Source organism: Fusibacter sp. QWL-12 (assembly GCF_058683495.1).
Map to the genome: position 1 here is coordinate 2,708,753 of NZ_CM178745.1, position 13,294 is coordinate 2,722,046.

The following is a 13,294-nucleotide window of genomic DNA, read 5'->3' on the forward strand; positions in this document are numbered from 1 at the left end:
AAAAAATGACTTGAACCTAAGGCACACCAATGGTGTGCTTTAATTTTTTTTTGATCCAAACATATTTAAAAATGCATCAACTGTTCTTTGAGCAACTCTTAATTTGATTTACAGAAAATACATAAAATTTTATTAATCTTAAGTAAGGAACTATGTTATAATGAACGTGATAGTACCCTTTGGGACTATACATGGATGTGTTATTTTTTACAATGAAAATCGGCTCTGAGCATTTGCCCGAGACTGAGAAGCATAATGAAATGGATGCTCTTTTTGTCTTGTGCAGAAAGAGTTTTTTGATTTTTTGTTACAGGAAGTGAAAAGATGAAGATCGCTTTTATTGGTGCAGGAAAAGTTGGACAATCATTGGCCATTTATTTAAAGAAACATCGATTTGAACTTGTGAGTTTTTATTCGAGAAACCCGAAGGCGTTGGAATTAGATGAGCGATTAGTAGATGCCTATGTCACAGATGATTTATATGGGGTAATTGGTAGTGCGGACATTATCGGTATAACCGTGTCAGATGACCAGATCAACTCAGTGATTACTCAAATCATGAATGAAGGTATAGCAACTGAAAATAAAGCATTTTTTCATACCAGTGGCGTACATTCTGTGGATGGTTTAAATCAGCTTTCGAATCATGTTTTTACGCTTCATCCACTGAGAGCATTTACCTCAATTGTGGAGAATACGGATGAACTGTCAAATGTCTATTATGGCATTGAAAATGAGTCGGTTATAAAAGCGTTTGGACTTGATTTGCTATTTCCACGACATATTAAAGTAGATAGCTCTAGTAAAGCACAATATCACGCTTCTGCTGTGATTGCATCGAATTATTTGGTAACCGTTGTAAATCTTGCCATCGACCAGTTAATGGCTCTCGGATATACGGCTGAGGTCGCTCAAAATGCATTATGGCCACTCATAACGAATACGATATCGAATATAGAAAAAGTTGGTGCTAAGTCGGCATTGACTGGTCCGATTGCTCGTGGAGACAGTGGCACAATAAAAATGCATTTAAACTCACTTTCACAGAAAGACCGTGAAACGTATATTGCCTTAGCCAGACAAACCGTTTCGCTTTCGAACCAATCAAAGGAAAAGAAAGACGAAATCATTTCTGTTCTTGAGGAGGATGATTATGACAAAGATCACAACATCAACTTTTTTAAACCACAAAATGAATCATGAGAAAATTACCGTGCTAACGGCTTATGATTATTCAATGGCAAGTCTTTTAGATGAGGCGGGAATTGAATGTCTGCTTGTAGGGGATTCATTGGGGATGACCATGCTCGGCTACGAGGATACGCTTGCAGTGACGATGGAAGATATGATCCATCATACAAAAGCGGTTAAAAGAGGGGCAAAATCTGCTATGGTTGTGGCAGATATGCCATTTATGAGCTATCATGTCAGCGATGAAGAAGCTGTAAGAAATGCAGCACGTTTTATAAAAGAAGCAGGTGCTCACGCGATTAAACTTGAAGGTGGCTTTAATGTAAAGACGCGTATAGAGGCAATTATCGCTGCACAAATCCCTGTAATGGGACACTTAGGATTAACACCACAATCGGTTAACGCCTTTGGTGGATTTAAAGTTCAAGGCAAATCGGAAGCGCAAGCAAAAAAGTTAATTGAAGAGGCAAAATTACTTGAATCCTTGGGTTGCTTTGCCATTGTATTAGAATGTATTCCAGCTAAATTAGCACAGTTGATCTCGAGTCAACTCAGCATACCAACCATTGGAATAGGTGCTGGAAGTGGCTGTGATGGGCAGGTTTTGGTCATTCAAGATCTGCTGGGCATGTACTCGGATTTAACACCGAAGTTTGTCAAACAGTATGCCAATCTAAAGCCAATCATAATTGACGCGGCAAAAGCATATGCAAGTGAAGTGAAAAGTGGCGATTTCCCAGAAGAAAAGCATACCTTCAAAATAGATGAGTCTGTTCTAGATAAACTTTATTAACGAAATATCGAAATGAAGTTAAAGAAGATAAGTTAAAGAAGATAAGTTAAAGAAGATAAGTTAAAGAAGATAAGTGAATCGTGTGAATCATATTGAAGTAATTTATAAAATAAATATTATAGATGAGATATGAGGTGAAGAATGAAAACAGTTAAAACCATATCTGAGGTAAGAGCTTTTGTAGATGAAAAGCGTAGAGCTGGAAATAGAATCGGTTTTGTACCCACAATGGGATTTCTACATGAAGGTCATGCCTCATTAATGAAGGCAGCTAAGGCAAAATGTGACGTTGTCATCGTCAGTATCTTTGTCAATCCAACTCAGTTTGGCCCGGGTGAAGACCTTGAAACATATCCACGTGATTTAGTAAGAGATCAAAATACCTGTGAAGCAGTTGGAGTGGATCTTATTTTTGCACCAGAGGCAACAGAAATGTATCCAGAAGGCTATTCAACTTATGTGGATTGTGAGGGTGAGATTACGAAGCAACTCTGTGGCGCGTCAAGACCAACACATTTTAAAGGTGTCACCTCTGTGGTTGCTAAACTTTTTAATATCGTTCAACCTGACTTTGCTTTCTTTGGTCAAAAGGATGCACAACAGGTAGCAGTCATCGAAAAGATGGTTAGAGATTTAAACATGACTGTAAAAATTGTACCGTGTCCAATCGTTAGAGAGTCTGATGGTCTTGCGATGAGTTCAAGAAATACGTATCTCTCTGCTGAACAGCGTAAGGAAGCGCTCGTTTTGAGTCAATCACTTGAAATGGCTAAATCAAAAATTCTAGAGGGTGAAAGAGACGCTGATAAAATCAAAGCAGCAATTGTGGATCACATTCAATCTTCACCACTTGCAGAGATAGATTATGTATCATTAGTTAACGTTAAGACTTTATTACCATTAGTTACTATAGAAGATGAATTCTTAATTGCACTTGCCGTTAAGTTTGGAAAAACACGTTTGATTGATAATTATAGAGGACAAGTGAATTTGTCATAGGAGGAAGCAAGGCATGTTATTAACTATGTTTAAAGGTAAAATTCACAGAGCAACTGTAACTGAAGCAAATTTAAACTATGTGGGCAGTATCACGATAGATGAGGATTTATTAGATGCTGCAGGTATTTTACCTGGTGAGAAAGTACAGATCGTCAATAATAATAATGGTGAAAGACTTGAAACTTATACCATCGCTGGTAAAAGAGGCAGTGGTGTCATCTGTTTAAATGGTGCAGCTGCAAGACGCGTTCAACCAGGTGATATCGTCATCATAATTGCCTATTGTTTAATCGATGCGGTTGAAGCTAAAGCGTTGGTTCCAAATGTTGTGGTTTTAGACGCTGATAACCACATCGTAGAAATCGATCATACTGAAAAACACGGCGATATAAAATAGTTTTTGTAACCGTTTGCATTTTATGTTAGAATGTTAAAGGTCAAATATACTATTGGAGTTTGAAGAATGCTTTTAGATGCACTTTATAAGATATATGAACCAACGCAGGTGTTGGTTGATGAATATATGTCAAATCACACATCGTTTAAAATTGGCGGAAAAGCTGATTTTATCGTCGTGCCTCATACAATTGAACAAATTGAAAAGACAATAGATTTGTGTAAAACGATGAATCAACCTTATTTTATTATGGGTAATGGATCGAATATCCTCGTAGAAGATACTGGCATTCGAGCGCTTATTATCAAGATTAGCGAAGGCTTTTCTGATATAAAAATCGAGGGGGATCTAGTTATTGCTGAAGCAGGTGTCCTTTTATCCAAATTGTCTAAAGTTGTATGGAAAGAAGCTTTACAAGGCTTTGAGTTTGCATCTGGCATTCCTGGAACACTAGGTGGTGCAGTCTACATGAACGCAGGCGCCTATGGCGGTGAGATGAAAGACGTCGTTGAATGGGTGGATGTACTGACGATGGAGGGTGTGATAAAGCGCATCGGTAAAGCAGATCTTGAGTTTGGCTATAGAACCAGTATTGTTAGAGATTTAAACTATATTGTATTAAGAGTTGGTATTAAATTGACTTTAGGCAATGTGGAAATTATAAAAGAAATAACCAATGAACTCACAAAAAAACGTGTTACTAAGCAACCACTAGAGTTACCGAGTGCAGGTAGTACTTTCAAAAGACCGCCAGGGCATTATGCGGGTCAGTTGATTGAAGAGGCGGGATTAAGAGGACTTAGACATGGCGATGCACAGGTCTCTGAAAAGCATTGCGGCTTTATTGTCAATCTTGGCAAAGCAACCTGTGAGGAAGTAATGGAGTTAATTTCTGTCGTTCAAAAGGTTGTATTTGATACTTTTGGTGTCACACTTGAACGTGAAGTAAGGTTATTTGGAAAAGAATAGTAAAATTTATGAAAACACTGTGAAAACAGTGTTTTTTATATATAACGAATTTGTCAAAATAAAATTAAAACTTGAAAAGAGTGGTATAATTAAATTGAGAAAGTGAGGTGTTAAGATGAGACTTATCGCTGATTATCATATGCATACGAAATATAGCGGAGACAGTAAAAATGAACTTGAGGCAATTGTCCGTAAAGCGATTGAGTTAAACCTTAAGGAAATCGCAATTACTGATCATGGCCCAGCACACTCGGGCTATGGAATTAAAAAAGAGAATTTCAAATCGTTAAGAAAAGAAATTGATGAAATGAACATAAAGTATCCTCAGATTCGAGTTTTACTTGGGCTTGAAGCAAATATACTTGGAAATGATGGCAGACTTGACATCGATGAAGAAATGCTCAGCATGTTGGATTGGATAAATGCAGGTTACCATTTTGGATCAAATTTAAAACACGATCTAGGCATTCACTTTGTGAATGTTATGAGTCGCTTTTTTAAGTCATATCAAAAAAAGGCAGTTGAAATTAATACAAAGGCTATGGTTGGGGCCATCCTCGGCAACAAAATCAATATGATTACCCATCCTGGCGCAAAAGGACCTATCGATGTGGCAGAGGTGGCAAAAGCGGCAGCCTCAAAAGGAACACTTTTAGAGATTAACAATTCTCATGGACATTTGACCGTTGAGGAAATTAAAATCGCAATGAACTATGACGTTAAGTTTGCCGTTTGCAGTGATGCACATGAGATTGAAAACATCGGTAAAGTAGATCATTCATTGGATAGAGCTTTTATTGCGGGTTTATCAAAGGAAAGAATTTTTAACATTGAATAGGAGATTGATGTGAATTTTATTATTCTATCTGGGCAGTCAGGGGCTGGTAAAAGCCAAGCAAAAAAAGTATTTGAAGATTTGGGGTATTATTGTATCGATAATTTACCACCATCGTTGATTCCAAGTTTTATTGAGTTGGTGGAACAAAACTCTGAGAATATTCAACATGTAGCACTCGTCATAGATATTAGAGGTGGCAAGTTCTTTAAAGATTTGGAAAACAATCTATACCTATTAAAGGATAAAGGATATACCTACCAAGTGTTTTACTTTGAGGCTGACGATCAGATTCTGTTAAAGCGTTTTAAGGAAACCAGAAGAACACATCCACTCGATCCGAATGGTCGAATAGAAGATGCCATTCAGTCTGAAAAGAAAATGCTTTCCGTGCTCAGAGAACAAGCTGACTTTGTTATTAATACCAATACGACGACACAAGCACAGCTTAAAAATACGATATCTAAGGCACTCTCTATTACTGAGCCACATGTCTCTATGCAAGTGACATTTGTATCCTTCGGATTTAAAAAAGGGCTTCCATTAGATGCAGATTATGTATTTGATGTGAGATTCCTACCAAATCCTTATTATATTGAGGCGTTGCGCTCATTGACGGGTAACGAGGCTGAAGTGCAAAATTATGTTATGAGCTTTGATGAGAGTCTTGCATTATTTGAACAAATGCGTCAGTTTTTAGATCTAATTATTCCAAGTATGGTCAAGGATGGTCGGGCACAGCTTGTGATTGCTATTGGTTGTACAGGTGGTCAGCATCGGTCTGTAACCTTTGCAAATAAACTTGCTGATCATTATAACACACAGGGATATTCGGCAAATGCGATCCACAGAGAGATTAGAAAGGACAATTAGTCATGATCAATATCGTTGCACTTGGAGGTGGAACTGGACTTTCGATTCTTTTAAGGGGTCTTAAAGAGGTTTCAAATCATATTACAGCAGTGGTTACAGTTGCAGATGATGGCGGTGGATCTGGTGTTCTACGAGAGGACCTTGGTATGCTACCACCTGGTGATGTAAGAAACTGCATTTTAGCTTTAGCAAATAAGGAGCCAATTCTACAGGACTTGTTTCACTATAGATTTAGTGAAGGGCGATTAAAGGGGCAAAACTTTGGTAATTTAATGATTGCGGCTATGGTGGGGATATCTGATAGTTTTGAAGAGGCAATAAAAAAAATATCAGATATTTTTGCGATAACAGGTGAAGTGTATCCAGTTTCAGAAGAGGACATCGTCCTTTATGCCAAGCTAACAGACGGTACTGTCGTCGCTGGCGAATCCAACATCCCACATGAGGCGATCAAAAGGAGTAAACCCATCGACAACATTTGGATTGACCCAAAGGATGCCAGAACCTCTGATGTGGTGATTAAACGTATACAGCAAGCAGAGATGATCGTCTTAGGGCCAGGAAGCTTGTTCACGAGCATAATTCCTAATTTATTAATCCAAGAGGTGTGCGAAGCGATTAACAAGGCGACTGCACCTGTATTCTATATTACTAACATTATGACACAGCCAGGAGAAACAGATGGTTTTTCTGTTTCTGATCACCTATTAGCGATTGAAAAGTATACGAAGCTTAAGAGAATTGATTACGTGGTAGTCAATAGTGGTGACATCGAGGCTGCAACGCTTGAAAAATATGAGAATGAAGGGGCTAAGCCCGTGTTACCAACAGATGAGGACTTGAGAATTTTAAGTGAGAGAAACATTAAGCTGATAAAAGGCAATTTTGTTGAAGAGAAGAAGGGTTATATCAGACACGATGCACCGCAGATCAGTAAAGAGTTGGTTAGAAATATTGAGCGCGTGTATAAGACAACGAATTAATAGCTTCGAGATTTTGGATCTAGCTTCATGAGTAAAGGTTATTCAAGGGGCTAGATTTTCACTTATTATTGCAAGATTTACAGCCAATTGTGTCATAAATAGCAGTCAATATGGTATACTAATATAAATGAAAAAACAAAGGTGAGTCTATGAAAAGGGTATATAGCTCAGGCGGCGTCGTTTATTTGGGAAACAGTATTTTGATGCTGCAAAAGATCAATGGCGATTGGGTATTGCCTAAAGGAAAAATTGAACAAAACGAGACCAGCGAACAGACGGCAGTGAGAGAAGTAAAAGAAGAAGCTGGTGTAAAAGCAGCGGTTTTGACGCCTATCGGTGAAACCGCTTACCGATTTAAAAATTATTGGTCCAATAATCATATCATCGAAAAAAAGGTGTTTTGGTACTTGATGAAAGCGATCAATTCAAGTGCGCATCCCCAGCGAGAGGAAGGCTTTATCAATGCCAAGTTTATCCATAGAGATAACGTTCTTGGGCTTGCAAAGTATGATGATGAAAGGGATATATTGGCCAAAGCGCTAGAAATAATTAAAACGTTTGAGGAAAACTAATGTCATTTTCATCTTTATCAAAAAATGAATTAACTAGGATTAGAACCGAGGGCAAATGCTGTAATCGAGCAGTTCTCTCTGGTATTATTAGAGTCAGTGGTTCGTTAGAATTTGGTGGCAGAAATGCGATGAATCTGCGAATAATCACTGAGAATCCAGCAGTTGCAAGGTTGATTATTATTTTACTTAAAAAAACATATCAGCTGCATACAGAGCTCATTATGAAAGAAAGCAAGGTGCTTAACAAACACCATACTTATGAGATTTTCATCGAAAAGGCAAATGAGATACTGACAGATCTTGAAATTATGCGATTTGATGGCGAAGCCTATTCACTTAATGATCATTTCCCGGAGCGTTTGACGGCAAAGAATTGTTGCAAAAAGGGCTATTTGAGAGGCATCTATCTAGGTGGTGGCTCGTTGAGTGCGCCAGAGAAAAGTTACCATCTTGAGCTTATTACACATAATGAACTGTTTGCGAGTGAACTTGTTGAGTTTATCAATGATATGTATGATTTGGGCACAAAGGTTACTATAAGAAAGAAGAATTTTATCGTTTATATAAAAGAAAGCGAGAAAATAGTCGACTTTCTCAATATCATAGGGGCGCATCAAACCTTACTTGAGTATGAGAACGTCAGAATTTTAAAACAAATGAGAAATAACGTCAATCGTGTGGTCAACTGTGAAACCGCTAATTTAACTAAAACGGCTGATGCTGCGTTTGAACACATCAAGGCGATTGAATATATTGAGGCAACGGTTGGTCTGGACTATTTAGAGGATCGACTGAGAGAAATCGCTGAGGTTAGAGTGGAAAACCCAGAGGCGACTTTGAAAGAACTAGGTGAGATGCTTTCACCAGCTATTGGTAAGTCAGGTGTCAACCATCGCTTGAAAAAGATAATAGAAATTGCAGAACAATTAAACAAGAGGAAGGGTTAATATGAGATTTAGATTGCTTATAGTAATAGTGATCATTTCCCTAGTGACGGGTTGTAGCCTTAATTTTGATGGCAATGATCAAGTGGTAAAACAGTGGCGATTAATGGAGGAGAGTGCATCGGATACAGTCGTTACCATCGCACTTGATCATAGTGATGACCAAGTTCTCGAGTGGTTAAAAGATACCTATGCAAGTTACCTAAAAACCAACTATAATATGACCTTGAAGGTTATCGAACAGCCTTTGGCAAAGACCTTCGATGGTCTTAAACAAGATAAAATAGGTGAAGTGGACCCTGGAGAGATCGATATCATTTTATTTGAAAGTGCCATCGATTTTAAAACGGCCTATCAATCGGGCTATCTATATGGCCCTTTTACAGACAAGCTTCCTGAGATTGGTTCAGATGTTGACTCTGGTGACCTGAATTTTATGTATCGCGCTGGTATTGCGACACAAGGCTATAATGTCCCTTATGGTACGAAGCAACTTTCATTTATTTATAACGAAGATGTCTTTTATGAAAAACCAGAAACTTATGATGCTTTAATTGAGACCATTGAAACTTATAAAGGACAGTTTACCTATCCGAATCCCAAAACCTCTGTTGAAGGCGCAGCATTTGTAGCGGGCTTTGTCGCTCAAAATGTCGATTTGGAACCTTTTCTGACTGGCACTTTAGATCGAACAAAGTTTACACAAGCGATTACACCAGGGCTAAATGCATTAAAAGCACTTTCACCTTATCTTTATAATGGTGGCGCAAGTTATCCTGCGTCAATCGAAGAACTTGATGATCTGTTCAATAATGGCGCGCTAATGATGAGCATGTCTATGGATTATAATTATGCGACCGATCGTCTTAAAGAATATGAATATCCTGAGAATGCGTCAACATTCGTTATACCGTCAGGTGTAGCAACCTATATAGAATCCGCTTCAATTGCATTTAACTCACCGAACAAATCAGGTGCTATCGTTGCTTTAAATGCGCTCTTATCTCCTGAAATGCAGGCGAGTAAACTAAATCCTAAGGATTGGGGGAGCCTATCTATTTATACTCCTGACTTCACGCCAAAAGAGAGCTTGGATCAATTGAAAGCAATTAAACTGAAAGCGACAACCGTAAAATACGATGATTTTATGACGGCTCAGATGCCAGAGTTTACGCCTGAGATGATGACGGTTCTCATCGAAGCATGGCAAACAATCGTTATGAATGGTCAATAAGAAAGAGGCTTTAAATGAGTGAAAGTGGCTTTGTACACTTACATTTGCATACTGAATATAGCTTACTAGATGGCTTTGCAAGAATAGACAAGCTGTTTAGTAAGGTTAAAGAACGCAATATGAACGCCGTGGCAATTACTGACCATGGCGTTATGTTTGGCGTGGTTGAGTTTTATAAACAAGCGGTTAAAAATGGGGTCAAGCCTATTATTGGGTGTGAAGTTTATGTTGCACCAAGAACGAGATTTGATAAGGATCCTATGTTTGATAAGCAAGCAGGACATCTTGTTTTATTGGTTAAAAATGAGGTAGGGTATCAGAACCTCATCAAATTGGTTTCGATGGGATATACTGAAGGCTTCTATTACCGACCGAGAATTGATTATGATCTGTTAGAGCAGCATACTGAGGGACTAATCTGTCTTTCAGCGTGTCTAGGTGGCGATGTACAGGACTTACTCCTAAAGGGTGATATTGAGGGTGCTGAGGCGCTTGCGCTTCGTTTAAAAGCAATGTTCGCGCCAGGCGATTTCTATCTGGAGTTACAAGATCATTTTATTCAAGAACAAAAAGTGGTCAATCGAAGACTGATTGCATTGTCGGATAAGATTAATGTACCACTGGTTGCGACAAATGATGTTCATTACTTAGATAAGGAAGATGAGTCCGTTCACGATATTCTACTCTGTATTCAAACGGGTAAAATCGTTTCAGATCGTGATCGAATGCGTTTTCCAACAAAAGAATTTTATTTGAAATCGCCTGATGAAATGGCGCACTTATTTAACTCTCGAATGGATGCACTTCAAAATACGGTTGCAATTGCAGATAAATGCGATTTTAAGTTTGATTTTTCCAAACAGCATCTTCCAATGTTTGGTCCGGATGCCACAATCGTAAAATCAGAACTGAAGCAACTTTGCTTAAATGGTCTCAGTAAGAAGTATGCAGATCCAATGCCACATATGGAACGTCTAGAGTATGAACTGGGTGTAATCGATCAGATGGGCTATAACGATTATTTTTTAATCGTTTGGGACTTTATACGCTTTGCAAAGTCAAAGGGTATAGCGGTTGGCCCAGGACGTGGGAGCTGTGGCGGTAGCTTAGTTGCTTATGTTTTAGACATTACAGAAGTTGATCCTATCAAGTACGATCTGATTTTTGAGCGGTTCTTAAATCCTGAGCGAATCACAATGCCGGATATTGATATTGACTTTGAAGACGACCGCAGAAGTGAAGTGATAGATTACGTCGTGGAAAAGTACGGCAAGGATCGTGTCGCACAAATTATCACTTTTGGTACCATGGCTGCAAGGGCGGCAGTAAGAGATGTCGGTCGCGTACTTGATATGCCCTATCAAGATGTAGACAAAATAGCAAAAGAAATTCCAATGGAACTTGGAATGACTTTAGAGAAAGCATTAAAAATAAATCCAAAACTTGTAGAGTTAGTGAATCAATCTGATGAGTCCAAGCACCTAATGGATGCAGCTCTAAAATTACAAGGCGTACCAAGACATGCATCCACGCATGCGGCTGGTGTAGTGATTTCTAAGAACTCTGTTGACAGTTATGTCCCGCTATATGTTCAGGAGGGCGGAATTTCAACCCAGTTCAATATGACCCTACTTGAAGAACTTGGAATGTTAAAAATGGATTTTTTAGGTCTTAGGACATTGACAGTTATCAAAAATGCATTAAAATTAATTGAGGAGGGACAAAATAAAAAACTCCTTCTCGATGCTATCCCACAAGATGATCCTGCAGTCTATGAAATGATCGGAAGAGGGGATACCTTGGGTCTATTTCAATTAGAGTCTACTGGTTTCAGGCGGTTTATGCGTGAGTTAAAGCCGACTGGGTTTGAGGATATCATTGCTGGGATATCTTTGTACCGACCGGGACCAATGGATTCTATTCCACTTTACATCCGTAATAAATATGCCAAAGATCAAATTGTCTATAAGGATGATAAGCTAAAACCAATTTTAGAGGTAACTTATGGTTGTCTGGTCTATCAAGAACAGGTTATGAGAATCGTAAGAGAGCTCGCTGGTTATAGCTATGGTCGAAGCGACCTCGTACGCAGAGCGATGAGTAAGAAAAAAATGGATGTCATGGAAAAGGAACGGGCGTATTTCATCTATGGAAAGTTGGATGAAAACGGTTCCATTGTACTGCCTGGATGTGTTCGAAGTGGTGTGCCTGCAGATGTGGCGAGTGAGATATTCGATGATATGGTGGACTTTGCCAAGTATGCGTTTAACAAGTCACATGCTGCAGGATATGCAATTATTGCTTATCAAACGGCCTATTTGAAGCGACATTTTCCACTTGAATTTATGGCAGCGCTTATGACAAGTGTTATGGGAAGCCAATCAAAGCTGGCTCAATATATACAAGATTGTAAGGATCATGGCATAAAGCTGCTACCACCAAGTGTCAATCATTCTTATTATGGTTTTTCTGTAGAAGACGGTGCCATAAGATATGGTCTTAATGCCATAAAGAATGTTGGAAGAGGCATTGTCGATGCAATTGTAATCGAGAGAAAACAATCCGTCTATAAAGGATTTTATGATTTTTGTGAACGTGTGAGTGCTTCAGAACTGAACAAAAAAGCAGTGGAAAGTATGATAAAGGCTGGTGCCTTTGATACATTAGGACATTATAGATCTCAACTTTTGGCCATCTATGAAAAAACCATTGATGGGGTCCACGCAATTAAAAGAAGAAGTTCTGAGGGACAATTCTCAATATTTAATATGGGACACGCAGATATTACATCTGAGGAAATGGGCAATAAAATTCCTGAAATACCAGAGCTTAAATCACAGACATTATTGCAGTTTGAAAAGGAAATGCTGGGTATATATTTGAGTGGACATCCTCTTGATCGCCACAAAGCTTTACTTGAGTCAGTTTCTACTATGAATCTTGCCGAGTTAAAAGAATCGGCGCAAGAAAATGATGCTTCAATTAAGGATAACATGTATTTTACTGCCGGTGGACTTGTGGTTGAAAAAATCGATAAAATCACCAAGAATAACAGCAAAATGGTATTTTTAACAATTGAAGATTTATACGATCAGCTTGAAGTGATTGTGTTTCCTAAGGTCTATGAAAAGGTTCAGGAATTGATGCACAAGGATCAGGAACTTTTGATCAGTGGTCGCATTCAGCTTAAGGAAGACGAAGCACCGAAGCTTATAGCAGATAAAATCGTGACTTTAGATCAAGCTGAAGGAAAATATAAACCTCAAAAGCTATTCGTTCGATTTGCGAATGAAGATGCAGCCGTTCTTGAAACCGTTCATAAGCTTTTAAAGCTTCATGAAAAAAGCGCTATGAACAGAGGCAAGAAACTATCGGTGGTCTATTATATTGAAGCGACAAAGCGAAAGCTCAACAGCAACTGCCAAATTGTCGTTACAGATGAGATCATCAGGAAAATTGAAGGCGTAGTCGGTCTTGGCAATGTCAAGATCGGGTAACGCAAAA

12 protein-coding genes are annotated in these 13,294 nt (G+C 38.6%); all 12 read left to right on the forward strand.

Annotation, left to right across the window (positions count from 1 at the left end; translation table 11 throughout):
- Window positions 1–324 precede the first annotated feature (324 nt).
- The 12 genes from AC4PID_RS13030 (at window position 325) to AC4PID_RS13085 (ending at window position 13,287) form a co-directional block, all read left to right on the forward strand.
- On the forward strand, window positions 325–1,203 hold the full coding sequence (locus AC4PID_RS13030; RefSeq protein ID WP_492132441.1) for a Rossmann-like and DUF2520 domain-containing protein: 879 nt from the start codon (window positions 325–327) through the stop codon (window positions 1,201–1,203).
- Entirely contained in the window at window positions 1,154–1,984 is an 831-nt protein-coding gene (gene panB, locus AC4PID_RS13035) for a 3-methyl-2-oxobutanoate hydroxymethyltransferase (protein WP_492132442.1), read from the forward strand. The genes AC4PID_RS13030 and panB overlap by 50 nt, the downstream gene beginning before the upstream one ends.
- Window positions 1,985–2,125: 141 nt before the next feature.
- Window positions 2,126–2,983 (forward strand): pantoate--beta-alanine ligase, encoded by an 858-nt coding sequence (gene panC, locus AC4PID_RS13040; RefSeq protein ID WP_492132443.1) that lies wholly within the window; start codon window positions 2,126–2,128, stop codon window positions 2,981–2,983.
- A gap of 13 nt (window positions 2,984–2,996) precedes the next feature.
- On the forward strand, window positions 2,997–3,380 hold the full coding sequence (gene panD, locus AC4PID_RS13045) for an aspartate 1-decarboxylase (protein ID WP_492132444.1): 384 nt from the start codon (window positions 2,997–2,999) through the stop codon (window positions 3,378–3,380).
- A gap of 66 nt (window positions 3,381–3,446) precedes the next feature.
- Complete coding sequence (gene murB, locus AC4PID_RS13050; RefSeq protein WP_492132445.1) at window positions 3,447–4,349, forward strand: UDP-N-acetylmuramate dehydrogenase; 903 nt, start codon at window positions 3,447–3,449, stop codon at window positions 4,347–4,349.
- Window positions 4,350–4,464: 115 nt separating this feature from the next.
- Window positions 4,465–5,187 (forward strand): PHP domain-containing protein, encoded by a 723-nt coding sequence (locus tag AC4PID_RS13055; RefSeq protein ID WP_492132446.1) that lies wholly within the window; start codon window positions 4,465–4,467, stop codon window positions 5,185–5,187.
- Between the two features lie 9 nt (window positions 5,188–5,196).
- Complete coding sequence (gene rapZ / locus AC4PID_RS13060) at window positions 5,197–6,057, forward strand: RNase adapter RapZ (protein ID WP_492132447.1); 861 nt, start codon at window positions 5,197–5,199, stop codon at window positions 6,055–6,057.
- 2 nt (window positions 6,058–6,059) lie between these two features.
- Complete coding sequence (locus AC4PID_RS13065; protein ID WP_492132448.1) at window positions 6,060–7,040, forward strand: gluconeogenesis factor YvcK family protein; 981 nt, start codon at window positions 6,060–6,062, stop codon at window positions 7,038–7,040.
- 149 nt (window positions 7,041–7,189) lie between these two features.
- Window positions 7,190–7,612: an NUDIX hydrolase gene (locus AC4PID_RS13070; protein WP_492132449.1), complete on the forward strand. Its 423-nt coding sequence runs from the start codon at window positions 7,190–7,192 to the stop codon at window positions 7,610–7,612.
- A complete protein-coding gene (gene whiA / locus AC4PID_RS13075; RefSeq protein ID WP_492132450.1) occupies window positions 7,612–8,559 on the forward strand; it encodes a DNA-binding protein WhiA in 948 nt (315 codons plus the stop codon). Before AC4PID_RS13070 ends, whiA begins: the two co-directional genes overlap by 1 nt.
- A 1-nt stretch (window position 8,560) precedes the next feature.
- The gene (locus AC4PID_RS13080) at window positions 8,561–9,790 is read left to right on the forward strand and encodes an ABC transporter substrate-binding protein (protein WP_492132451.1); all 1,230 of its coding nucleotides are present in this window, start codon (window positions 8,561–8,563) and stop codon (window positions 9,788–9,790) included.
- Window positions 9,791–9,804: 14 nt separating this feature from the next.
- Entirely contained in the window at window positions 9,805–13,287 is a 3,483-nt protein-coding gene (locus AC4PID_RS13085) for a DNA polymerase III subunit alpha (protein WP_492132452.1), read from the forward strand.
- Window positions 13,288–13,294 lie beyond the last annotated feature (7 nt).